This window comes from Nonomuraea basaltis (assembly GCF_005893125.1).
GTDB lineage: Bacteria > Actinomycetota > Actinomycetes > Streptosporangiales > Streptosporangiaceae > Nonomuraea > Nonomuraea basaltis.
Map to the genome: position 1 here is coordinate 1 of NZ_VCJS01000137.1, position 23,309 is coordinate 23,309.

Annotated in this window: 20 protein-coding genes and 1 pseudogene; 5 read left to right on the forward strand and 16 right to left on the reverse strand. The window is 70.7% G+C overall.

What is annotated here, in order from left to right; all coding sequences use genetic code 11:
* The 7 genes from EJK15_RS44095 to EJK15_RS44125 form a co-directional block, all read right to left on the reverse strand.
* Positions 1-658, reverse strand: a 658-nt coding sequence (locus tag EJK15_RS44095) for a CHAP domain-containing protein (RefSeq protein WP_138716436.1), incomplete at its 3' end; no start/stop codon positions are given.
* Positions 659-920: 262 nt separating this feature from the next.
* Positions 921-1,670, reverse strand: coding sequence for a glucose 1-dehydrogenase (locus EJK15_RS44100; RefSeq protein ID WP_138716437.1), 750 nt, complete (start codon positions 1,668-1,670; stop codon positions 921-923).
* On the reverse strand, positions 1,657-3,771 hold the full coding sequence (locus tag EJK15_RS44105) for an acetate--CoA ligase family protein (RefSeq protein ID WP_138716438.1): 2,115 nt from the start codon (positions 3,769-3,771) through the stop codon (positions 1,657-1,659). The genes EJK15_RS44100 and EJK15_RS44105 overlap by 14 nt, the downstream gene beginning before the upstream one ends.
* Positions 3,768-5,288: a class I adenylate-forming enzyme family protein gene (locus tag EJK15_RS44110; protein ID WP_138716439.1), complete on the reverse strand. Its 1,521-nt coding sequence runs from the start codon at positions 5,286-5,288 to the stop codon at positions 3,768-3,770. The genes EJK15_RS44105 and EJK15_RS44110 overlap by 4 nt, the downstream gene beginning before the upstream one ends.
* Before the next feature lie 16 nt (positions 5,289-5,304).
* Positions 5,305-5,628: a VOC family protein gene (locus tag EJK15_RS44115; protein ID WP_240777596.1), complete on the reverse strand. Its 324-nt coding sequence runs from the start codon at positions 5,626-5,628 to the stop codon at positions 5,305-5,307.
* Positions 5,625-5,987, reverse strand: a complete 363-nt coding sequence (locus EJK15_RS44120; protein ID WP_138716441.1) for a Zn-ribbon domain-containing OB-fold protein — start codon at positions 5,985-5,987, stop codon at positions 5,625-5,627. The genes EJK15_RS44115 and EJK15_RS44120 overlap by 4 nt, the downstream gene beginning before the upstream one ends.
* A 55-nt stretch (positions 5,988-6,042) precedes the next feature.
* Positions 6,043-7,842 (reverse strand): serine/threonine-protein kinase, encoded by a 1,800-nt coding sequence (locus EJK15_RS44125; RefSeq protein ID WP_171074889.1) that lies wholly within the window; start codon positions 7,840-7,842, stop codon positions 6,043-6,045.
* 166 nt (positions 7,843-8,008) lie between these two features.
* Here EJK15_RS44125 and EJK15_RS44130 point away from each other — a divergent pair, with 166 nt between their 5' ends.
* Both EJK15_RS44130 and EJK15_RS44135 read left to right on the forward strand, forming a co-directional pair.
* Positions 8,009-8,590 carry a cysteine hydrolase family protein gene (locus tag EJK15_RS44130; RefSeq protein WP_240777597.1) on the forward strand — a complete coding sequence of 194 codons (582 nt, stop codon included), beginning with the start codon at positions 8,009-8,011 and terminating at the stop codon, positions 8,588-8,590.
* Positions 8,590-9,327, forward strand: a complete 738-nt coding sequence (locus EJK15_RS44135; RefSeq protein ID WP_138716460.1) for an SDR family NAD(P)-dependent oxidoreductase — start codon at positions 8,590-8,592, stop codon at positions 9,325-9,327. Before EJK15_RS44130 ends, EJK15_RS44135 begins: the two co-directional genes overlap by 1 nt.
* A 5-nt stretch (positions 9,328-9,332) precedes the next feature.
* On the opposite strand, the gene EJK15_RS44140 is transcribed toward EJK15_RS44135, so the two are convergent.
* A complete protein-coding gene (locus EJK15_RS44140) occupies positions 9,333-10,556 on the reverse strand; it encodes a serine hydrolase domain-containing protein (protein WP_138716443.1) in 1,224 nt (407 codons plus the stop codon).
* 30 nt (positions 10,557-10,586) lie between these two features.
* Here EJK15_RS44140 and EJK15_RS44145 point away from each other — a divergent pair, with 30 nt between their 5' ends.
* Positions 10,587-11,495, forward strand: a complete 909-nt coding sequence (locus EJK15_RS44145; protein WP_138716444.1) for a cyclase family protein — start codon at positions 10,587-10,589, stop codon at positions 11,493-11,495.
* 112 nt (positions 11,496-11,607) lie between these two features.
* Here EJK15_RS44145 and EJK15_RS44150 read toward each other — a convergent pair whose 3' ends face one another.
* The gene (locus EJK15_RS44150) at positions 11,608-12,747 is read right to left on the reverse strand and encodes a cytochrome P450 (protein WP_171074890.1); all 1,140 of its coding nucleotides are present in this window, start codon (positions 12,745-12,747) and stop codon (positions 11,608-11,610) included.
* A 98-nt stretch (positions 12,748-12,845) separates the two neighbouring features.
* On the opposite strand from EJK15_RS44150, the gene EJK15_RS44155 reads away from it, so the two are divergent.
* Positions 12,846-13,439 (forward strand): TetR/AcrR family transcriptional regulator, encoded by a 594-nt coding sequence (locus tag EJK15_RS44155; RefSeq protein ID WP_138716446.1) that lies wholly within the window; start codon positions 12,846-12,848, stop codon positions 13,437-13,439.
* On the opposite strand, the gene EJK15_RS44160 is transcribed toward EJK15_RS44155, so the two are convergent.
* The 5 genes and pseudogenes from EJK15_RS44160 to EJK15_RS44185 all read right to left on the reverse strand — a co-directional run.
* The gene (locus tag EJK15_RS44160) at positions 13,440-15,035 is read right to left on the reverse strand and encodes an AMP-binding protein (RefSeq protein ID WP_138716447.1); all 1,596 of its coding nucleotides are present in this window, start codon (positions 15,033-15,035) and stop codon (positions 13,440-13,442) included.
* A 2-nt stretch (positions 15,036-15,037) separates the two neighbouring features.
* Positions 15,038-16,096 (reverse strand): LLM class flavin-dependent oxidoreductase, encoded by a 1,059-nt coding sequence (locus tag EJK15_RS44165; RefSeq protein WP_138716448.1) that lies wholly within the window; start codon positions 16,094-16,096, stop codon positions 15,038-15,040.
* Positions 16,097-16,345: 249 nt separating this feature from the next.
* Positions 16,346-16,834 carry a DUF5946 family protein gene (locus EJK15_RS44170; RefSeq protein WP_138716449.1) on the reverse strand — a complete coding sequence of 163 codons (489 nt, stop codon included), beginning with the start codon at positions 16,832-16,834 and terminating at the stop codon, positions 16,346-16,348.
* 396 nt (positions 16,835-17,230) lie between these two features.
* Complete coding sequence (locus EJK15_RS44180) at positions 17,231-18,364, reverse strand: M20 family metallopeptidase (protein WP_338089920.1); 1,134 nt, start codon at positions 18,362-18,364, stop codon at positions 17,231-17,233.
* A 19-nt stretch (positions 18,365-18,383) separates the two neighbouring features.
* Positions 18,384-18,746 (reverse strand): annotated as a pseudogene (locus EJK15_RS44185) (AbgT family transporter); the annotation flags it as partial.
* A 182-nt stretch (positions 18,747-18,928) separates the two neighbouring features.
* Here EJK15_RS44185 and EJK15_RS44190 point away from each other — a divergent pair.
* Positions 18,929-20,167 carry an alpha/beta fold hydrolase gene (locus EJK15_RS44190; protein ID WP_240777599.1) on the forward strand — a complete coding sequence of 413 codons (1,239 nt, stop codon included), beginning with the start codon at positions 18,929-18,931 and terminating at the stop codon, positions 20,165-20,167.
* Positions 20,168-20,171: 4 nt separating this feature from the next.
* Here EJK15_RS44190 and EJK15_RS44195 read toward each other — a convergent pair whose 3' ends face one another.
* Together EJK15_RS44195 and EJK15_RS44200 are read right to left on the reverse strand one after the other, a co-directional pair.
* Positions 20,172-21,614, reverse strand: coding sequence for an ATP-binding protein (locus tag EJK15_RS44195; RefSeq protein ID WP_138716450.1), 1,443 nt, complete (start codon positions 21,612-21,614; stop codon positions 20,172-20,174).
* Entirely contained in the window at positions 21,611-23,260 is a 1,650-nt protein-coding gene (locus EJK15_RS44200; protein ID WP_138716451.1) for an NAD(P)/FAD-dependent oxidoreductase, read from the reverse strand. Before EJK15_RS44200 ends, EJK15_RS44195 begins: the two co-directional genes overlap by 4 nt.
* Between the last annotated feature and the right edge of the window lie 49 nt (positions 23,261-23,309).

The window sequence follows — 23,309 nt, forward strand, 5'->3', positions numbered from 1 at the left end:
GTGCCGGATTGGGGCGGGCGGCGAGGGGCGACTTGGCGGCCTCCTCGCGCTGGCTCTGCGGGATCAGAGCGGTGAGCGAGCCCTGCGGCATCTGCAGCATGCCGACGTCGGTGCCGGGTCCGGGCGGTAGGGACGCCTGCTCCTCGGCCTTCTTCTTGGCCTCCTCGGCCTGCCGGGCCGACTCTTCGTCCAGGCGGGACTTGATGCGCTCCGGATAGCCGTACCCGACGACCTTGCTCGTGTCACGTTCCTTGCGCTTGGCGACGCCGCCGTCGATGTTCCCCTCGACGGTGAAGATCTTGCCGCCCTCGACCTTGGTCACGATGCCGACGTGATCGATGTTGTCGACGTCGTTCGACCCGCTCCAGTCGTAGTAGACGAACGCGCCCGGCTTGGGCGTCTTCCCCCAGGCTCCTTGCTCCTTGAACCACTTCGCGTGCGCCACCGTCCAGGCGAACTGCCCGATCCACTCCTCGTAGCCGAGCTTGTGCGCGGCCCAGGAGAGGTACATCTCGCACCAGGGGGCGGCGCTGTAGTCGGCGTCGAACTCGACGGTCTTGCCGTACCAGTCGCCGAACTTGGTGTATCCGCTCGACTTCTCGGCATAGCCGAGGTGGCTCTCGAGCAACTCGATGAACTGCTGCATCTCTGGCGTCATGGAAGTGTGCGGGAACCTTCCGGGCACGACCGGGTTTATCCACGCAGCACTGGGTAAAGGGAGCACCCAGGGCTGGTGTGACAAAACCGGAGGCTTGTCGTCTTCGGTGAGAAGTGAGGCTACCTTGGCGTAACCGCAGGTCACGCCAACCCCAAGAATCCGTCAAGCCTTGGCGGGCTATGTAATCGCAGGTCAAACATGCTGCCAGAAATGTCCAAGCGCGCGTGGTTTAACCTGAAAAGATCTACCTTTGGGCTAGTTGTCAGTACCCCGCGCCCGTCAGCAGGCCGCCGTCCACGGTGAACTCGCTTCCCGTGCAGTAGCTGGCCCGGTCCGAGGCCAGGAACGCCACCACGTGCGACACCTCCACCGGCTTGGCGAAGCGCTTGATGACCATGGACTTCACGAAGGCCTCCGCGTCGACCTCGTTCACCATTTCCGGATCCATGGCCATCGAGGTGTTGATCGCGCCCGGATGCACCGAGTTGACCCGGATCTTGAACCTGGCCAGCTCCCGCGCCGCCGACTTGGTGACGCCCCGGATTGCGAACTTCGAGGCCGCGTACGCCGACAGCCCCTCGGCGCCGACGAAGCCCTCGATCGAGGAGATGTTCACGATCGCGCCGCGCCCGGCCGCCTTCATGGGGTCGATCACCGACTTGATCCCCAGCCAGGTGCCCTTGAGGTTGATGTCGATCACCCGGTCGAACTCCTCGGGCGACATGTCGGCGATACGGCTAAATTTCAGTATCCCGGCGTTGTTGACCAGCACGTCCAGCTTCCCGTGCAGGTCCACGGCGGTCGCCACCGCGCGCTCCCACTCGGGCAGGCTCCGCACGTCGTGGCGGACGTACGTGGCGCCGCTCTCCTCCGCCAGCGCCTTGCCCTCCTCGTCCAGCACATCGCCGAAGACCACCCGCGCGCCCTCCTCCAGGAACAGCCGCACGTGCGCCGCCCCCATGCCCCGCGCCCCGCCAGTGATCAACGCGACCTTGCCATCAAGCAGTCCCACAACGACCTCCCGCCGCGACGGCCACCGCGGCCGCCTCCATGGTGCGGTAGACGGGGATCCCCGCCGCCGCCGCGATTCGCCTCACCTCGTCCTCGACGCCCGGGGGCGCGCACTCGCCGTTCCTGGTGACCAGCGTGACCCTGGTACGCGGCAGCGCGTCCTGCGCCCCGGCGAGCGCCCGCGCGTAGGCGTACAGGGGCTCGGCCGCGTCCCCGTACGTGAAGAACGCCTGGACGTTCACGTGTGCCACCACGTCCCGGTACGGCCGCCGCCGCATGATCGCGTCGATCACCTCGGGCACGAGCCCGGCCCGCCCGAGCGGCCCCACAGGCACTTCGAGGGGATTGCCGGACGCCGCCACCCGCAACCCGCGCAGGTCGTCGAGCGCGTCGCCGGGCAGCGGGTCGAGCCGTACCCCGGCCAGGTCGAACGCGTCCGCGGCAAGCACGCTCGCGCCCCCGCTCGGCCCCACCACCAGCACTCCGTCCCCGTCGGTGACCCGTGAGCCGTGTGCCTGGAAGAACGCCAGCACCCCGATCAGGTCGTCCTGGCCGGAGACCAGCGCGGCCCCCGTCTGCTCGGCCACCGTCTCCCAGATCCGCCGGTCGCTCACCATGCCGCCGGTGTGCGAGGCGGCCGCCTCCTGCCCCTGCCCGCTGCGCCCGCCCACCAGCAGGACCACGGGCAGGTCAGCCGCGCGCAGCGCCTCGAACAGCTCCCGCCCGTCGCGCGGATCCTCCAGGTACAGCCCGACTGCCGCGGTCTCCGGGTCGTGGGCGAGCCAGCGCAGCAGCTCGGCCGGGGTCACGTCGGCCGCGTTCCCCACGGTGACGACCCGGCTGAACGCCAGCCCACGCCGCTCCCCGACCTTGATCACCTCGCCCGCTAGCCCGCCGCTCTGCGAGATCAGCGCCACCGACCCCGGGGGCCCCATCCCGCCGCCCACGAACGTCTGCCGGCCGCGCGGGCAGTAGACGCCCATGCAGTTGGGCCCGAGCAGGCGCGTCCCGGCCGCCTGGGCGGCCGCGACCAGCTCGCCCTCCAGCTCGGCGCGGCCCGCCTCGCCGAACCCGCCGCTCATCACCTGCACGAACGGCACTCCCGCGGCCTGCCGCACCACCTCGGGGCAGCGCTCGGCGGGCACGGCGACGAGCGCGTAGTCCACGTCCGCGTGCGCCAGCGAGGGCACCGCCCGCACGCCGGCCACCTGGTCCGCCTCGGGGTGGACCGCGACCAGCGGGATGCCGGCGGCCTTGTAGAAGTCGAGGAACATGTTCCCGAAGTTCGGCCTGGTGGCCGAGGCCCCGACGACGGCCACCGCCTTCGGCTCGAAGAGCGGCAGGAAGCCGGCGGAAGCCGGGTACGCGGCCCGGTCCGGGGGCTCGGCGGAAAGGTCTGAGGACTCGACGAGGAGATCCGAGGGCTCGGAAGGAAGGCGCGAGGGCTCGGCGGGGAGGTAGCGCGCGTCGACCGCCATCACGCCCGCCGGGGCCGCGATGACCGGGTTCAGCTCGAACTCGCCCAGCTCCAGCCGCTCCCACAGACCGCCCGGACCGCCGACCGCCATGAGCAGCTTGACCACGGCGTCCACGTCCACGGGCGGCGTGCCGCGGTGGCCGTACAGGAGCGGGGCCCCGCGCAGCGAGGCCAGCATGCGGCGGGCGTCCCGCTCCGAGACCGGGCAGAGCCGCAGCGCCGTGTCCCGCAGCGCCTCCGTCCACACCCCGCCCAGCCCCGCGAGCAGCACCGGGCCGAACGCGGAGTCCCGTACCACGCCCACGATGAGCTCAACCCCGGCGGCCGCCTGCTCCTCGACGAGGAACCCCGCGAGGTCCGGCAGTCTGGACCGCATCTCCGCGGCCGCCGCCGGCAGGTCCGCCGCCCGCAGGCCGAGCACGACCGCCCCGGCGTCCGACTTGTGCACCAGCCCGGGACCGAACGCCTTCAGCACCAGCGGCTCGGCCAGCTCCCCGGCCGGGCCGAAATCCAGGTCATCAACCACCACCCCACGCGGCACCGGCACGCCGGCCTCGCTCAGCAGCGCCTTGACCTCATATTCGTAGACCTCATATTCGTAGACCTCGTGCTCGTAGACGCTCACGCGAGCAGGTGCCCGTACTGCTCGCGGATCTCCCTGCGCAGCAGCTTGCCGGGACCGCCCGAGGCGTCCTGCGAGTGCGGCAGCTCTTCGGCCACCACGATCTGGTCGGGCCGCTGGTGGGCGGGGAGGGTGTCGGCCAGGGCGAGCGCCAGCTTGGACGCGTCCAGCGAATGCCCGGCGCGCGGCACGACGGCCAGCAGGATCCGCTGGTCGGACGCCCCCTCGGGCACCCCTACCGCGCCGGCCTCGGCCACCCCGTCCAGCGCCGAGGCGGCCTCCTCGACCGCGACCGGCTGCGTCCACACGCCGCCCTTGATGATCGAGTCCTCCCGCCGGCCCAGCACGCGCAGCACGCCGTCGGCGGAGACCGTGCCGAGGTCGCCGCCCACGTACCACTCGCCGCGCAGCACCTCCGCCGTCTTCTCCGGCAGGCCGTCGTACCCGGCCATCCGGTGCGGCCCGGCCAGGTTGATCTCGCCGACCTCGTCGAGCACCCGGTTCCCCTGCGGGTCCGTGATCCGCACCGCGTTCCCCGTGCGGGGCCGCCCCGAGGAGCCCAGCGGCGTCGAGCCGTCGTCCACCCGCCCCATGCACGTGTACGGGGCCTCGGTCTGGCCGTAGTACGAGAACACGCCCGTCTGCGGCAGCCTGGCCTTGATCCGGTCCAGCATGGTCGCGGTCAGCGGCTCCCCGCCCAGCATGATCACCTGGATGGACGACAGGTCCACGCCCTCGTGATCGGGCGAGCCCAGCAGGGCCGCGTAGAACGACGGGATCTGCGACACGTGCGTGACCCGCTCGCGCGGGACGACCCGCAGGAAGTTCGCCGGACCCCAGTCCTGCTCCAGCACCAGCCGCATCCCCGCGTACAGCGCCGGCCCGACGATGGCCGGGAACCCGATGCCCCAGATGATCGCGCCCGTGCCGAACACCGAGTCGGGGCCGCGCGGCACGTCGAGCCAGATCTGCGCGGTCGCCAGCGACGACGCGTGCGTGTGCGCGACCGCCTTCGGCAGTCCCGTCGTGCCCGAGGTGTAGTACAGCGCCAGCGGGTCGTCGTAGAAGCCGGCCGGCGGCGGCTCCGCGTCGGACGCACCGTCCAGGTCCCGCGCGTCGATCCACAGGGTCACGTCGGGCAGGGATCCCTTGATCTGCTCGACCACCTGCTCGACCGTCGCGTCGTAGACGAACGCCGTGCACCCCGAGGCCGCCACCACGTCACGCAGCGTCTCCACCGGCCAGTACGGGTTCAGCGCCGCCGTGACCGCCCCGATCTTGGCCTGCGCCAGGTAGACCTCGGCCACCAGCAGCGTCTCGTTGAGCAGCGCCGCCACCCGCTGCCCAGGCGCGATCCCCCTTGCCAGGAGGGCGTTCGCGCGGCGGTTGACGCTCCTGTTCAGCTCGTCGTAGGTGAAGCTCTGCTCGCCGCAGTACGTCAGCGCCACCCGGTCGGGCGTGCGCAACGCTCCGGCGGTCAGGATCGCGTGGCCGTAGTTGCCGTAGGGTGATCGCGCCATGGGGGATGCCTCCAGGTCAGAGGGGCGAATAGAGCACGAAGACGTTTCCTGAGGGATCGCGCAGCACGGCCCGCGTCTCATGCGGCCCGGCCTCGGGCCCGCGCACCACCTCGGCGCCGCGCGCCGACATCTCCCGTACGGCCCGCGCCACGTCGTCCACCTTGTACGACGGCGCCGCCGACGCGGTGACGTGCTCGGCCGGACCGGCCAGCGCCACGGTGACCCCGCCCCCGTCCAGCGCCGCGAACCTGTCGCCGTCGCGGAACTTCACCGGCAGCCCGTAGAAGGCGATCGCCTCGTCCAGGTCGGCGACGGGAATCAGCACGTTGCCGAGCTTCACGCGGGCCTCCAATGGGGTAGATCGTCCACGAACGTCACCCGCACCGGCAGCCCGATGCGTACCTCCTCCGGCGCGCACCCGACCACGTGCCCGAACGCGCGGGCACCCTCCGGCAGGTCCACCCAGGCCATCACGTACGGCTCCCGTCCCCGGTAGCCGGGTGCGAACGAGCGGTGCACAACGGTGAACGTGTGCACCACGCCGTCGCCGGAAACCGGCTCGAAGACCAGGTCGCCGCCACCGCACCAGGGGCAGGCCGCCTCGGGGAGGTGGACGTGCCTGTCGCAGGCCGTGCAGCGCTGGATGACCAGCTCGCCGCGCCCGCAGGCGGCCCAGTAGGCGGAGGTGTCGGCGCTCATCGCTTGCCAAGCTAGCGCACGCTTGGTTAGCGGGCAAGGGTCTCGATGGGCGCTGTCACTCGTCCGATGGCGGCTCGCCCCCAGGCTCGGGGACGGGTTCCTCTGTGGGGCTCGAGAGCGGCTGCGCCGAGGGCCGGCCGGAGGGCTCGCCGGACTGCCGGGCGAGAGGGTTGTCCGTGGGCGCCGGGTCCGACGGCGTCGGCGTGCCGATGGCGGACGTGCTGCGCTCCTCGGTCGGCGCGGGCGTTGGCGTCGGCGGGGCCGAACGCGTGGGGGCGGGCGTTGGGCAGGCGGGTCCGTCCACGGCCGCCTCGCTCACCTGCGGCCCGTTGCCCGAAGCGGGCTCCGTCATCACCAGGATCCCGAGATACGCCCGCCTGCCGCACGCGACGTTCCCCGGATCGTGCGCGACACTGCTCGTGTAGACGGTGCTGCCGCGCAGGGTGCGGGTCTCCCGCCGGACCGTCCTGGCCGGGGCGTCGTCGCCGTCGCGCCGCGTGTACGTGATCCGCAACCGCACCGGCCCCGTCCCGTCCGCCGCGACCGTGATCGACCCGCTCGTGCCGCTCCACTGCACGATGCTGGCCGCCTGCACCGCGAGCCCCGGCCCGGCGGTCCCGCCCTGCCCCGCGGTGGGCGGCGGCGGAGGCGGAGTGCTCGGGGGAGTGCTCAGGGAAGGTAGCGGCGGGGTGGCCGAGGGAGCGGTGGTCGTCCGCCTGGGCGCGGCGGCGGTCGTCCTGGCCGGGCTGGGACTGCTGACGCGGGAGGGCTCGGGCTCGCTCTTGGCCTCGGGCGGCGGCATCAAGATCGCGCCCGGACCCGGCGGCAGCCGCCCGCCCGACAGCATGAGCGCGATCGCCACCGCGACGACCGTCGCGCCCGCCACCCACAGGTGCGGAGGGAGCCTGGGCATTCGCAGGAGCCGGTCGCGCAGGGTGATCGGCGCACCGCCGGCCGCGCGGTCGGTCCTGGCCAGGGGGAAGCGCAGGGCCAGCAACGTGGCCAGCTCGGCCAGGTGCCGCCGCCCGCGTTTCTCCCAGTCGGGGCCGTACCCGGCGACCGCGTCCTCCTCCAGCTCCGCGGCGAACTGGCGGGCGGAGGCGTACCTGACGGCCGGGTCCTTGGCCAGGCCCCGCCTGAGCAGGTCGCGCAGCGTGTCGGGCACGACCTCCAGCGGCACCGGCTCCACCAGGTGCTTGTCCCGGGTCGCCGGGACGTCCAGCGTCCCCTCCTCGTCCTCCCTGTGGGCCCGGAACGGCGGCCGGCCCTTGACGGCCTCGAACAGCACGCACGCGGCCGCGTACAGGTCGGCGGGCGGCCCGGCGCGGTGCTGCGTCCACAGCTCGGGCGACATGTACTCGGGGCTGCCCGCCGGCACGCCCGGCTCCTCGGCGTGCACCACGATGCCGAAGTCCGCCAGCTTGCTCGTGCCGTCGGCCTGGACCAGGACGTTCTCCGGCTTGACGTCGCGGTGCGGCACGCCCTTCTCGTGGGCCGCGGCCAGGGCCAGCAGGGTGCTCTTGAGCACGGCCAGGGCGGCCTCCGGGCTGGTTCCGCGGTGCTCGGCCAGCAGGGTGCGCAGCGAAACGCCGTCCACCAGCTCCATGACGACGGCGGCCCGGGTCGGGGTCTCGACGTACTCGTAGAGCCTGACCACGTTCGGGTCGTCGATCTCGACCAGGCGGTGGGTGTCCGACCGGAAGCGGTCCATGAACTCGGCGTCCCTGCGCAGGGTGGCGTTCAGGTACTTGATCGCCACGTAGGCGCCGGTCGATTGGTAGGTGGCGAGGAACACGCGGCCGGTGTGGCCGGCGCCGAGCTGGCGCACTTCACGGTAACCAGGGACCAAGTCCAACCCCCCATAGGGCAGCCGTCTTCGATTCGACGGTCTCACCCGGGGTTCCGGTTGTCACGAGTAGACATATTTCGCCCTGCGTCGATGAGGAATGACGCGGTGTGGTGGGTGATATGCTCGCCCAAGCAAGCGCTCGGCTAAAAGGTGGAGGTCGCCGGTGGAGGGCGTGGCCGTACTCGTGATGGAGATGCAGCGGGGCGTCGTCGGTGATCTCACGAGATTTCCTGATCTGGTGGCCGCCTGCGCACGGCACGACGTCGTGGCCAACGCCGCCCGGCTCCTCCACACGGCCAGGATGGCCGGGATCCCGGTGATCCACTGCACGGCCGCCTTCCGTGCCGACCGGGCGGGCTCGCACACCGGCAACTGCCCGTTCATCGTCTCCCTGCTCAAGGACCCGGAGCACATGCTGGAGGGCACGGCCGCCGTCGAGGTCCTCCCCGAACTGCGGGACCCGGGAGATCTGGAGAGCCGGCGCTACCACGGCTTCTCCCCGTTCACCGGCACCTCGCTCGACACGACGCTGCGCTCGCTGGGCGTCTCCGAGGTGGTCGCCGTAGGCGTCTCGCTCAACCTGGGCATCCCGGGGCTCGCGCTGGAGGCCGTCAACCTCGGCCACCGGGTGACGGTGGTCACGGACGCGGTGGCGGGCATCCCCGAGGACTACGCGCGGGCCGTACTGAGGAACACCATCAGCCTCCTCGCCACCCGCGCCACCGCCGGGGACCTGATCGAGACGTGGAAATGATGGACGGGCTGCGCCTGGACGGGCGCGTGGCCGTGGTGACCGGGGGAGCGGGCGCGATCGGCGCGGCCATCGCGACCGACCTGGCCGCGGTCGGAGCACGGGTGGTGGTCGCCGACGTGGACCTGCCGAACGCGGAGAAGGTCGCCGCCGCCCTGCCGGGCGCGCGGGCGGCGGCCGTGGACCTGGCCTCGCCCGCGTCCGTCGAGGAGTTCGCCGGTACGGCCGGCGACGTGGACGTCCTGGTGCACAACGCCGGGGTGTCGATCGTGGAGCCGTTCACCGAGAGTGATCCGGCGGGCTGGGACCTCATGTGGCAGGTCAACCTGCGCGGGCCGATGCTGCTGACCAAGCTGCTGCTGCCCGGCATGATGGTCAGGCGGTGGGGGCGGCTCGTGTTCATCTCCTCCGACGGCGCCAGGGCAGGGTCGGGCGGCGAGGGCGCGTACGCGGCCACCAAGGCGGGGCTGTTCGGGCTGGCCAAGACGCTCGCCCGCGAGGCCGCCAAGGCGGAGGTCACCTCCAACGTGGTCTGCCCGGGCCCCACCGACACGCCCATGCTGCGGCGGGTGTCGGCGGCCGAGCCCGGGCTGGTCGACAAGATCGCGCGGGGCATCCCGCTGCGCCGCCTCGGCACGCCCGCCGACGTGGCGGGACTGGTCGCCTACCTGTGCACGGATCGCGCCGCCTACATCACCGGCCAGACGCTGTCGGTGAGCGGCGGCGTCACCATGCAATGAACCCCTCAGAGCGCGTTGTAGACGGCCTCCACCAGGCGGATGCCACGCAGGTTGCCGGAGATCGCGTTGGCCATCTTGTTCATGACGTAGGCGACGGCCAGGCCGCGCTCCGGGTCGCCCAGGCCGATGGAGCCGCCCATGCCCGAGTGGCCGAACGCGGTCTGCGACGGCATCAGGAAGGTGAGCGACGGCCGCATGTAGCCGAGCCCGAACGCGGTGTCCAGGTACAGGACGCGGTCGGGGCCGTTGACGCGGGTGCGCATGGCGTCCCGCAGCGTCTCGGGGCGGAGAAGGTCGCCGGCGATCAGCGAGCGGTAGAAACCCGCCAGGCCCCTGGCCGTGGTGACCACCCCGGCCGCGGGCCAGCCGGCGCGCAGGATGACCGGGTTGTTCGCGCCGCCCTGGAGGCGGTGCATGCCGGGGTTGCCGAGCGCCCGGTTCATCAGGCTCTGCGGATCGAGCGCCGCCCTCGTCATCTCGGCCACCACATCCGCCACCCGACCACCGCCGGCAGGGGCGGCGGCCTGGCCGGGCATCGGTCCCTCGCCGCCCGCCCTCTCTGCGCCCGCGCCCTCGGCCTCGGTGACGGCGACGGACTGCCGGCGTTCGCCTGCTTTGAGGTGGGCGGTCCGGGCGATCACGTCGTCCGGCGCCCCCACCCACAGCTCCAGGCCCAGCGGCCCGGCGATCTCCGCCGCCACCAGTTCCCCCACCGACTTGCCGGTCGCCCGCCTGATCACCTCGCCCACCAGGAACCCGTACGTCAGCGCGTGGTAGCCGTGCGCCGAGCCCGGCTCCCAGATCGGCGCCTGACCGGCGAGCCGGGCCGCGATCGCCGGGTGGTCCTCGAACTCCTCCACCGGCACCGGCTCCTCGATCACCGGCAGCCCGCACTGGTGGGTGAGCAGGTGCTCGACGGTGATCGCGCCCTTGCCGCGGGCCGCGAACTCCGGCCACCCGTCCGCCACCGGCGCGGTCACGTCCACCAGCCCCCGCTCGGCGAGCTGCAGCAGCACGGTGGCGGTGATCGCCTTGGTGCAGGAGTAGGCGAACGCCGGCGTGTCGTGCTCCCAGCGCCGCCCGGTGTGCCGGTCGGCGACCCCGTCCCACAGGTCCACGACCAGCTCGCCGTCCAGGTAGACGGCGAAGGCCGCGCCCAGCTCCTCGCCGTCGGCGAAGTGCCGCTCGAACACCTCGCGTACGCGGGAGAACCGAGGATCGCAGTGCATCAGACCTCCGCAGAGAAAGGAAGCGCTTACTTGGTTCACGAGCCTAACAACTGGGGACGATTCGGCCCAGACGATCAGCGTGGCACCCTGAACCTCCTCACCCCGGCCGTGGTCCTCGACGCCCTGCGCGCCGCCACCACCGGCGAGGTGCTCAGCCTGGCCATGCCGATCAGGGGCGCCACCTCTTCGCCCGCTCCCACGACGGTGCCGCACCTGCGGGGCCGCCCGCTGCCGCAGCACTTCATGTCCGTGGACGGTGGCGACTACGCGGCCGGTGCCCGGCCCATCGGGGAGGGCCTGTGCGTGGCCGACGACGCGCTGGTCGTCACCCCGCACGGCACCACGACCCACATGGACGCGCTGTGCCACATGTGGTCGGGCGACGAGGTCTACAACGGCCATGCGGCGGCCCGGGTCCGCTCGTACGGTGCCACCAGGTGCGGCATCGAGCAGGTGGGCGGCGTGGTGGCGAGGGGAGTCCTGTTCGACGTGCCCCGGCGGCTCGGCCTCGATCACCTGCCCGCCGACTTCCGTATCCCGGCGGAGCTGCTCGAGGAGATCGCCACGCCGCGGTCCGGGGATGTGGCGGTGATCCGTACCGGCTGGCCGCTGGTGTGGCAGCGGTCGAAGGAGGAGTACTGGTCGGGCCAGCCGGGGCTGTCGGCCGACGCGGGCCGCTGGCTGGCGGCGCGCGACGTGTCCGTGGTGGCCTGCGACAACGCCGCCATCGGCGGGCTGAACGTCAGAGGGCTCGCCGACGAGTCCCTCGCTGACGACCTGCATCTCATCCTGCTGCACCGGCACGGCATCCACCTGATCGAGATGCTGTGGCTGGAGGAGCTGGGGACGGCAGGGCGTACGGAGTTCGTGTTCGTGGCGGCGCCGCTCAAGATCGAGGGAGGTACGGGAAGCCCAATCACGCCGCTGGCCATCCTGTGAGATTCGCGCATATTTTCGTGCCGCTACACGGCCGAGCTCCCGGGCGGCGCGACGGTCCGCTGCAATCCGGTCAACGCGCCCTCCGGGTGCCGGGACCACGCCCTGGAGCGGATCAGGACCAGGTGACCGGAAGGCTCTTGACCCCGTACGCCGCGGCGTCGTGCTTCAGCGGCACCTCGGTGGCGGGGACGGCCAGCCGCAGGCCGGGGAAGCGCTCGAACAGCGCGCGGTAGCCGATCCGCATCTCGATCCTGGCCAGCTGCTGCCCGAGGCACTGGTGGACGCCGTGCCCGAAGCCCAGGTGCTTGCGCGCCTCCGGGCGGTCGGGGCGGAGCGCGTCCGGGTCCTCGAACACGCCCGGGTCCCGGTTGATCATCGGCAGGGACAGCGCCACGGTCTCGCCCTGCCTGACCAGCACGCCCGCGACCTCGACGTCCTCCAGCGCGGCTCTGCTGGGCGCGCCGAGATGCAGGATCGACAGCCAGCGCAGCAACTCCTCGACCGCGTCCTCCTGGTACGGCCGCCCGTCCTCCAGCAGTGCGAACACGCCGAGCGCCAGCATGTTTGCGGTGGTCTCGTGGCCCGCGACGAGCAGGATCATCGCGACGTTGGCCAGCTCCTCGTCGGTGAGCTCGCCGGTCAGACCGCTGATCAGGTCGTCGCCGGGCTCGGCCCGCTTGCGGCGCACCAACTCGCCCAGGTAGGCGGCCAGGTCGGCGGTCGCCCTGGCCACGTCGCCGCCCAGTGTGACGAGCTGGAGGCTGCGGTCCTGGAAGAAGTCGTGGTCCTCGTACGGCACGCCGAGCAACTCGCAGATGACCATCGAGGGAATCGGCAGCGCGTAGGCGGTCACGAGCTCGGCCGGAGGGCCGGCCGCGGCCATGGCGTCGAGGTGGTCGGCGGCGATGCGCTCGATGCGCGGCTCCAGCACCCGCATCCTGCGCACCGTGAACTGGCCGGTGAGCAGGCGGCGGTAGCGCGTGTGCTCGGGCGGATCGGTGGCCGCGAAGAAGCCCGGCGGCGCCGGACGCCCGGCCCCGCCAGGCGCCGTGGACCGCACTGCGGCGTGCTTGAGCTCCTGCCTGGCGCTGAACCGCGGATCGCCCAGCACCGTGCGGGCCGCCTCGTGCGTGGTGGCCAGCCAGCCCAGATGGCCGTCGGCGAACTCCAGGCGGCTCATCGGCGGCAGGCCCAGGAGGGCGGGCGGTGGGTCGAAGGGACACTTCGGGTCGCGTTCGATGGGAAGTCTCATGATTTTGAGAGTAGACTCCTAATTGGGAGTTGTATAGCGAAATGTTGTGATCTCTCGTGAGTGGACGTGCGCGGTCGTACCGCCCAGAATGCGGAGTCATGAGCGATCGACCCGGCCTGCGGGAGCGGAAGAAGGCCAAGACGAGGGCGCTGATCCAGAAGGAGGCGCTGCGGCTGTTCCGCGATCAGGGGTACACCGCGACGACGGTCGAGCAGATCGCGGAGGCGGCGGAGGTGGCGCCCAGCACCGTCTTCCGCTATTTCCCCACGAAGGAGGACCTGGTGCTGGTCGACCAGTTCCCGCCCTTCGTGGAGGCGCTCAGGGCGGCGCCGTCCGAGCTCAACCCCGTGCAGGCCGTACGCGTGGCCATGCTCGAGGTCATGGCCACGCAGACGGCCGAGGAGCGCGTCGACAGCGTGGAGCGGGAGAAGCTCATGCTCACGGTCCCCGAGCTGTGGGCGGCGAGCCTGGAGAACATCCGCGGCGTCATCACCACGATGCGGGACGAGTTGGCGGCGCGCGAGGGCCTCGACCCCGGCGATCCGCGGATCCGCAACGTCACCGGGGCCATCGCGGGCGTGATGTTCGCGCTCTGGTTCGACTGGGTGAAGGATCCGGCGCTGGACGCCGTCGGCGAGTTCGACAAGGCCCTCGCCCACCTGGACGCGGGCCTGCCGATCAGCAGGGAATGATCATAGGCCCGGGTAGTTGCCGCCGCCGTGGGCGGCGTCCAGGGCGTCATAGTCGGGGGTGAAGCCGCGCTTGGGGATCGTGTCCACGAACGTCACGTCCCTGGGCTTCTTGTACGACGCCAGCTGCGTCTTGACGTGCTCGATCAGGTCGTCGGCCGTGGTGGTGGCGTCCGGCTTGAGCGCCACCACGGCCTTGACCGCCTGGTGCCAGGCCGGGTCCGGGACGCCTATCACCGCGGCGTCGGCCACGGCGGGGTGGGACTTGAGTGCGCGTTCCACCTCGGCCGGGTAGATGTTCTCGGCCCCGGACTTGATCATGCGGAGTTTGGGACCGATGAACGTGATCGTGCCGTCGGGCTCGCGGCGGCCGAGGTCGCCGGTGTGGTGCCAGCCGTTTCGCGACTTAGTTGCATTTAAGTCTGGTCGGGCGAAATATCCGGAAAAGAGGGTCTTGCCGCGCGCGCAGATCTCGCCCACCTCGCCTGGCGGCAGCTCGGCGTCGTCCGGGCCCAGGATGCGTACCTGGACCAGCGGGGACGGACGCCCCGCGAACCCGGCCCCGCCCTCCGCGAGCCCGAGGAACGTGAGCATGCCGCCCACCTCGGTCTGCCCGTACCCGCCCATCTTCGACCGGCACCACGGCGAGTCGTCCACCGTGATCATCTCGTCCCACTCGGCCGAGTGGGAGACGAACCTGAGCGACGACAGGTCGTACTTGCCGCCCGCGTTCGCCTTCACCACCGCGTCGATCATCTGGCCGAACAGGAACGCCTGCGTCACCCGCTCGGCGTCGATCAGCCGGCAGACCTCCTCCGCGTCGAAGGCGGGGGTGAAGACGTTGGTGCCGCCGATCTGGAGGGTGGCCAGGCAGAACATCATCGTGCCGACGTGGAAGAGCGGCCCGTTGTTGAGGAAGGTGAAGCCGGGCTCCATCTGGCGGACGACGACGAGCGACGTGCTGTGGGCGATCAGGGCCGCGCTGCTGAGCAGGGCCGCGTTGGGCCGGCCGTCGAAGGCGGCGGTGTAGAGGGCGAGGGCCGGCTCGGTGTCGGCCACCTGGGCGAAGTCTCTGAGGGAACCGCTTGCCACCAGCTCTTCATAGTCCTCGCCCGCCTGCACCCAGACCGCCGTACGCGTCGCGCCGGGCTCCGCCGTCGAGGTGCTCGCCGCACCGGCGCCGGAAAGCGCGGCGGCGGGGCTGGAATCGGGTACGCCGGAGGCGTGGGGAGCGGTGGACGCCGCGTGGAGGGACGTGGTCGTGTCCGACGATTCCCAGATGACTGCCGCTGGGCTGAGGTCGTTGAGCATGAAGCGCAGTTCGTCCTCCGACTGGCGCCAGTTGGCCGGGCAGAAGATCGCGCCCAGGCGTGAGCAGGCGAGCAGCAGCTCCAGCACCGCGTACGCGTTCTGCCCGAGCCACACCACCCGGTCGCCGCCGCCGACGCCCCGCCCGGCCAGCGCGTCGGCCAGCCGGGTCACCCGGGAGTCCAGCTCCGGGTATGTGAGCCGCACGTCCCCGTCCACGACGGCCGTCACCTGGGGACGGCTGCGGGCGTGGTCGGCGAGGACGTCTGAGAGGGACAGGCTGTGGATCATCTTCAGTCTCCAAAGGCCGGCATGACTTCGGTCGCGAAGAAGCGCATGACCCGCTTCATGTCCTCCAGCGCCATCGGCCGGGTGCTGCCGAAGTCGCACAGAAGGTTCGTGAAGCCGGCGTCTTTGAGCAGCGTGACCTGCTCGATGACCCGGGCCGGGTCCCCGATGACCTCCAGCTGCTCCCACCGGAAGTCGGCCGACACCGAGCCGCCCTTGAGGTAGCGGTCCTGGTAGAACTCGAAGCCCTGGGCGGTCTTGCCGGTCTTGGCGTCGATGGGGGCGCTCTTCTCGTTGAAGATGCGCGAGCGGTCGAACGACGCCTCGAATCGCGCTTGGTCCTCACGGGCCTGCTCCAGCGTGGGGGCGACGTACACGCTGCGGGCCACCACCAGATCGGCCCCAGGCGGGTGCCCGGCCTGCGCGGCCGTCTCCCGCCAGGTCTCGGCCGCCTTGACGACCTTGCGGAACGTGGCCGCCGGGTCGGCGAGGATGGGCAGGCCGCGCTCGGCGTACATGGTCACGGTCTCGGGGGAGACGGCCGCCACGTGCAGCGGCGGGTGCGGGGTCTGCAGCGGCCTGGGCACGAGCGAGACCTCGGCGCCTGTCTTGTAGAACTTCCCCTCGTGCTGGTACGCCTCCTGCGTCCAGAGCCCGACGATCACTTCCAGCGCCTCGTTGAAGCGGTCACGGGCCTCCGCCAGGTCGATCCCGAACCCCTCGAACTCGAAGCTCTGGTATCCGCGTCCGATCCCCAGATCCAGCCGCCCACCGGACAGCACGTCCACCTGTGCTGCCTCCTCGGCCACGTGGACCGGGTTGTGCAGGGGCAGCACCACGATGCCCGTGCCCAGCCTGAGGCGGGAAGTGCGGGCGGCGGCGTGGGCGAGCATGGTGAACAGGTTGGGTACGACGCCGTAGTCGCGGAAGTGGTGCTCGGCCAGCCGTACCCCGTCGAACCCCAGTTCCTCGGCCAGCTCGATGAGCTCCAGGTGATAGTCGTAGACGTCCTTGAAACTCTGGCCGTCGAAACGGTGGAAGAGGTGGAAGGTCGAGAACTTCATGCGGCGGCCCCTCGGAGGTAAACCAAGCGCTCGCTTGGGAGCGTACCACGACCACCGGGGGAGCCCCAGGCCAAAAGCAAGGCCTTCCCCGAAGGGGGCGCTTCGCGCCACTGGAGCCCGCCCGACGGTCCTCGCTAACGCTCGGGCGTTTGACGGCCCCCAATGGCCATTGACCATGACGTGCACGGATATGTCGTTGGCTGTGGGGCCTGGTATAGGCGCGGATATCGTCGCGCAGGCCTTCGAGTATCAGGCCTGGACAGATCTCCAGGACTCCACCGTCGCTTCGGCAAGGGTTTCGATGCGGTGCCCGTATGCCAGATGCCCATCGAACACGAAGCTGCCGTCCCTGAACGGCAACCCGCAGAACGTAGCGCGGAAGTGCCTGGGAGATCCGCCCGGCGGGAGCGGCGCGTACGCCGCCAATGGTGCCATGTCGTAGCTCGACGGTGCCCTGTGATTGTTCCGCGCCACCTGATGAGCCGCCACGCGAAGCAGCGCGTCAAGGCCCTTGTCCACGTAGAGCTGCAGCTGGCGGAACTGACCGTCAAGGTACTTCTCATGAGCTCTGGAAGGATGCTGCAGGAGATACGCGCAGACCACAGGCGCGTGCCAGCTGTACATCCGAGGATCGGCCTGCTCTTCAGCCAGGATTCCGTGGTAATAGTCCACACACACGCCCAGCGGGCCGGCAATTGCACCGCAGTCGCACTGAGCCATGATGGGGCTATCTGTCATGGCCTGCAACATAGGTGGCCGGCAACAGCCTTGTCGACGGGATTACAAACTGCCGAACGTCGCCATCCTGGAGGGGCATGCCCTGCTCGTCCTGCGCTACGGGTTCCACCTGATGCCGGGATTGATGGAGCCGGTCCAGTTGAAGGTGGCCATGTTGTCCCACTGGTTGCCGGTGCCGTTGATGTCGGCCGGGTCCCAGCCGTTCCCTGAGATCGCGTACCAGGTCGGTTCCCAGGAGAAAACGCCGACCGCTCCGGCTTTACCGAAGGTCTCGCCTGCCTGCCCAGGTGGCCGGGTAGCCCGAGCACGGTGCCGAGCCGGTCACCACGTTGGGCCTGACGCCCGTTGACCTGCTGATCAGCTGACCTGATCCCGTGCCATGCCAAGGACCAGCTCCTACGCGAGCGCCGTCACCAGGCCGATGGTCAGGGCCGTGCGTTCGGGGATCTGGTCGACCAGGACGTGCTCGTGGCGGGCGTGCGCCCCGTCGCCCACCGCCCCCATGCCGTCCAGCACCGCCCGTCCCAGCGCCGAGATGAAGTTCCCGTCGCTGGCGCCCCCCACCGACGCCTCGTCCATCAGCCATCCGAACCCGGCGGCCACCTCCTGCGCCTCCTTGAACAGCCGCTGCGAGGCCGAGTTCGGAATCATCGGGGGCCGGTTCCACTCGCCGGTGACGGAGATCGTGACGCGCGGGTCGGAGGCCTGCAGGTCCGCGAAGACGTCGTCGATCCGTCCCATCTCCGAAGGGTCGGTGACACGTACGTCGACGCCGCAGCTGGCGTGCCCGGCCGCCACGTTGCGTCCGGTTCCGCCGCTGATGAGCCCGACGTTCACGGTGGTGCCGCGCTCCCGGGAGGCGGCCCCGGCCAGGGTGGTGACGATCTCGGCGAGTGCGTGGACGGCGCTCGCCCCCGCGTACGGATCGAGCCCCGCGTGCGCCTCGACGCCGGTCACCCGCACGTTGAACAGCCCAACCCCCTTGCGCGCCGTCTTCAGCGCCCCGTCCATCGACGCCTCGAACACCAGGCTCGCCAGCGCGTCCGAGCTGGCGACCTCGATGTGCTCGCGCGAGGCCGGGCTGCCGAGCTCCTCGTCCCCGTTGAACAGGAAGCGCACGCTCGGATGCGGCAGGCCCAGCTCCCGCAGCCCGCGCAGCGCCCAGATCGACTGCACCAGCCCCGACTTCATGTCGAACACGCCGGGCCCCGTGGCCTTGCCCTCCACCACCGCGAACGGCCACCCGGCCAGCGTCCCCGTCGGCCAGACCGTGTCGTAGTGGCTGAGCATGAGCACGATCCCGGGCGCGGTGCCCCGGTACGTCAGCTCCAGCACGTCGCCGTACTGGCCGCAGTCGTGCAGGACCTCCTCGTCCGGCGTCCCGAGCAGCTCGACGGCCCGGGCGCGGATCACGCGCAGCCCCTTGACCAGCATGGCCTTGTCGTAGCTGTGGGTCTCCAGCTCCACCACGGCCTTGAGATCGGCGAGCATGGCCGGGAGGGCCTGCCGGGTCCAGTCGGTGATCAACACGGGAATCCTTCCAGGGGAATCAGCGAACGGGCGCTCCGGGGCCGAGCGGGCTGCCGAGCCACCAGAACGCGAAGAACAGCAGCGTCCAGACGACGAGGAGGGTGAACGCGAGGGGGATGGTCATGGAGGCGAGCGTGCCGATCCCGGCCGCGCGGCGGTAGCGCTGCAGGAAGCCCAGCGCCATCACGAAGTACGGGCTCATCGGCGTGATCGCGTTGGCGTCGATCGCGATGATCTCGCCGATGCCGGTCCATTTGAAGTACGCCAGGAACTGCGAGATCGCGAAGAACAGCACCAGGATCGGCGCCGTCTCGCGTAACCCGTGCGCCATGAAGCCGGGAATGTCCCTGCTGCTCGTGACCGTTCCGGCGGCCCGCCCGTACGCCCGCCGAGCAGGCGGAGCAGCGTGTTCAGCGAGCGCGAACCTGTCGTGGCCTCGGACGTGCTCACCGGCTGGCCTCCTTTCCAGATTACGGTCATCCATTACATGGGTTCATGACCACTCCTGACAAGTCGCATCCATCCGATAAATCCGGACGAGCTTCACGAAATAGGCTGCTCGGTGTGACCATCACCATGCCCGGCCTCACGGCCGTCGATCACGAGTTCACCGTCCCGCTCGACCACGCCGACCCTGGCGGGCGAACGATCCAGGTCTTCGCCCGCGAGATCCGCGACCCGGCCAAGACGGGCGAGGATCTGCCCTTGATGCTGTTCCTGCAGGGCGGTCCCGGCGGCAAGTCGCCCAGGCTCACCGGGCCCGCCCACTGGGCGCATGTGCTCAAGACGCACCGCGTGCTGCTGCTCGACCAGCGCGGAACCGGCCGCAGCACCCCGGTCACGGCCGCCACGATCGAAGGCACGGACGCCGAAACAGCGGACTATCTCCGCCACTTCCGCGCCGACTCCATCGTCGCCGACTGCGAGTTGATCAGGCGGGCACTGGGGGTCGAGCAGTGGGAGACCTGGGGGCAGAGCTACGGCGGCTTCGTCACGTTCACGTACCTGTCCAAGGCGCCGGAAGCGCTCAAGGCCTGTTACGTCACCGGCGGCACCCCGGGCCTGGAGAGCACCGCGGACGACGTCTACCGCCGCACGTACCCGCGCGTGCGCGCCAAGGTCGAGCGTTACTACCGCCGCCATCCCGGCGACCGCGCCAAGGTGCGGCGCATCGCCGAGCACCTGGCCGCGACCAAGGTCATGCTCCCCGACGGCGACCGGCTCACCGTGGACCGCTTCAAGCTCCTCGGCCAGGTCCTCGGCATGGGCGATGGTTTCGAGGTCATGCACTGGCTGGTGGAGGAGGCGTTCACCGGCGCCAGGCTCACCGACGAGTTCCTCTACACGGTGATGGCCAGGACGGGCTTCGTCGACTCACCGATCTACGCCGTGCTGCACGAGCACTGCTACGCCCAGGGGGCGGCCCCCGCCTGGGCCGCGCACCGGCTGCGCCCGGCCGACTTCGACGACCCCGAGATGCTCACCGGCGAGATGATCTATCCCTGGATGTTCGACGAGATCCGCGCGCTGCGCCCGTTCAAGGGCGCGGCCGAACTGCTCGCCGCGCGCTCCGGCTGGCCGCCCCTCTACGACCCCGCCCGCCTGGCCGCCAACCCGGTGCCGGTGGCCGCGATCGCCTACCACGACGACATGTACGTCGACCTCGGCCTCTCCCTGGAGACCTCCGAGCGCGTCGGCAACGTGCGCATGTGGGTGACCAACGAGTTCGAGCACGACGGCTACCGCGTGCTCCCCGACCAGGTGATCCCCAAGCTCATGCGAATGGTGCGGGAGCCGCTGTAGGACCTCAGACGGCAGGGGTGGGCTCGCGGAGCGGGAGGCGTACCTCGAACCAGGTGTCGCCCGGCACCGAGCGGACCTTGATCTCGCCGCCGTGCCGGCCGGCCACGATCCGGTAGGAGATGTCGAGGCCGAGCCCCGTGCCCTGGCCCACGCTCTTGGTGGTGAAGAACGGCTCGAAGATCCGGTCCTTGATCGCATCTGGCACGCCGGGGCCCGTGTCGCCGATCTCGACGATCGCCTCGTCCTCGTCGTACGCCGTGCGGATCGTCAGCGTGCCCGACTCGCCCATCGCGTCGAGCGCGTTGTGGATCAGATTCGTCCAGACCTGATTGAGCTCGCCCGCGTAGCACGGGATGAGCGGAAGCGTGCGGTCGTAGTCGGTGACCACGCTGATGCCCGGCGGGGTCTTGCCACGGAAGATCGCGATCGTGCTGTCCAGCAGATCGTGCACGTCCACCTGCTGGAACGGCGCGCGGTCCATCTGTGAGTACTGCTTCGCCGAGCGGATCAACGAGGTGATGCGCTCGGTCGCCTCGGTCACCTCGCCGAGCATCTGCGAGATCTCGATGGCCTCGGCCAGCCAGCGCAGCGCCGCCGGGACGTGCTCCTCGCCCACCTTGGCCCGGATCTTCTCCAGGTCCTTGCCCGAGAATCCGGCGTTGACCAGCGCGGGAGCCAGGTCCCACGCATCCTCCACGCCCAGCTCGTCCAGCGCCTCGCCCAGCTCGTCCTCGGCGTCGGAGATCTCCATCGGCGAGCGCTGCGGCTGCTTGCCCAGATTGCTCGTGCACGCCTCCTGCCACTCGATCATCGTGCGCAGCTTCTCCGGCGGTATGCCGTCCTCGGCCAGTTGGGCGAGCTGGAGGCGGGAGGTCCTGATCAGCGAGCGCAGCTCACTTACCGCCCGCACGGCCGCCGCGGCAGGGTTGTTCAGCTCGTGGGTGAGCCCGGCGGTGATCGTGCCGAGGGCGGTCAGCCGCTGCCGCCGGTCGATGATCTCACGCTGCATGCGGCCGCCGGACAGCAGGCCGTCGAGCAGGTGCATCGCCATCGGGAACCACTCGGCCACGATGTAGGCGAACTTCTTGGCGGGCAGCAGGAACATCCGCGACGGCGCGGTCGCGCGCAGCGTGTGCTGGTAGGTATCCGGCGCCCGGTCGCCGAGGTAGGCGGAGGTGGCGCCGCCGTACACGCCTGGCTGCGAGGTGCGGGGCATCGCGACGGTGCCGGCGCTGACCGTCTCGCTGCTCATCTGGATCTCGCCCTCGATCAGCACCGCGAAGCACTCGGCCGGCTCGCCCTGCCGGATGATGTCCTCGTCCTGCGCGTACGTCCGCACCCTGCCGCTGCTCGCGAGCTTGGTGAGCTGCTCGTCGGTCAGCCGCTCGAACAGGAAGAGCTTGCGCAGCTCGTCGATGTCGATGGTGCCCTCAACGATGTCGGTCATTGCTTCTCCAGGTAGCGGTGAACGAGCGAGACGGCCATCGCGCCCTCCCCGACGGCGGAGGCCACCCTCTTGATCGAGTCGGCGCGCACGTCACCCGCGGCCAGCACCCCGGGCACGTTGGTCTCCAGGTAGTACGGCTCGCGCCGCAGCGGCCAGTTGCGCGGCCGCCGCCCGCCCTGGACCAGGTCGGGACCCGTCAGGACGAACCCCTTCGCGTCCCGCTCGATCGTCTCGCCCAGCCACGACGTGTACGGCTCCGCACCGATGAACACGAACAGCCACTGGGCGTCGACCGTACGCTCCTCGCCCTTGGTCGACAGCGTCAGCCGCTCCAGGTGATCGGTGCCGCCACCGCCGGTGACCTCCGTCTGGAGGTGCACGTCGATGTTGGGAATCGCGGCGAGCTGCTCGATGAGGTAGTGAGACATGGACTTCTCCAAACCATCACCTCTCACCAACAAGTGGACCTTGCTCGCGAATCCCGCCAGGTAGACCGCCGCCTGCCCTGCCGAATTGGCCGCGCCGACGATGTGGACCTCGGTGTCCTTGCACGCGGGCGCCTCGGTCAGGGCCGCGCCGTAGAAGACGCCCCGGCCGACGAACTCGTTCAGGCCGGGCGCCTCCAGGCGGCGGTAGGTGACGCCGGTCGCCAGGATCACCGCGTGCGCCGCGATCTCCCCGCCGTCCTTGAACCCGATCACCCGGGCCTGCCCGCGCGGCTCCATCAGGGTCACCTTGCGCGCCGTCAGCAGCTCGGCGCCGAACTTCTGCGCCTGCCTGCGCGCCCGGTCGGCCAGCTGCTGGCCGGAGACGCCGTCGGGGAAGCCCAGGTAGTTCTCGATCCTGGAGCTCTGGCCCGCCTGCCCCCCAGAGGCGTGCGCCTCGACCAGCACCGTGTTCAGTCCCTCGGAGGCGCCGTACACGGCCGCGCCGAGCCCGGCGGGGCCGCCGCCGACCACGATCAGGTCGTAGAAGTCGGTGGCCGGGGTGGTCGACAGCCCGACCGCGGTGGCCAGTGTGGCGTGGTCGGGCGCCTCCAGCGTGGTGCCGTCGGCGGTCACCACCAGCGGCAGGCGGCGCCCCTCGCCGGCCGCCTTCACCAGCTGCGCGCCGTCCGGGTCCTCCGACAGCATCCACCGGTACGGCACGTGGTTACGGGCGAGGAAGTCGCGCACCCGGTATGACGGCGCCGACCACCGGTCGCCCACCACCCGCAGCTCCGACCGCTCGATCCGGTCGGTCCGCAGCCACGCGTCGAGCTGCCCGTCGATCACCGGGTAGAACTTCTCCTCTGGCGGATCCCACGGCTTGAGCAGGTAATGGTCGAGGTCCACCACGTTGATCGCCTGGATCGCCGCGTCGGTGTCGGCGTAGGCGGTCAGCAGCACGCGGCGCGCGTACGGGTACATGTCCATGGCGGCCTCGAGGAACTGCACGCCGTTCATCTGCGGCATCCGGTAGTCGGCCAGGATGGCCGCCACGTCGTCGCCGCGCAGCCGCATCTCCTTGACCGCCTCGATGCCGTCGCTGGCCGTCTCGGCGCGAACAATCCGGTATTCCTGGCCATAGCGGCGTCTCAGGTCGCGGGCGACCGCCCGCGAGACGCCAGGGTCGTCGTCCACCGTCACGATGACCGGCTTGTCCATGCCCTACCTTCTCCCCAGTGGTCCTCATTGAAGGATGTCATGTGCGGGG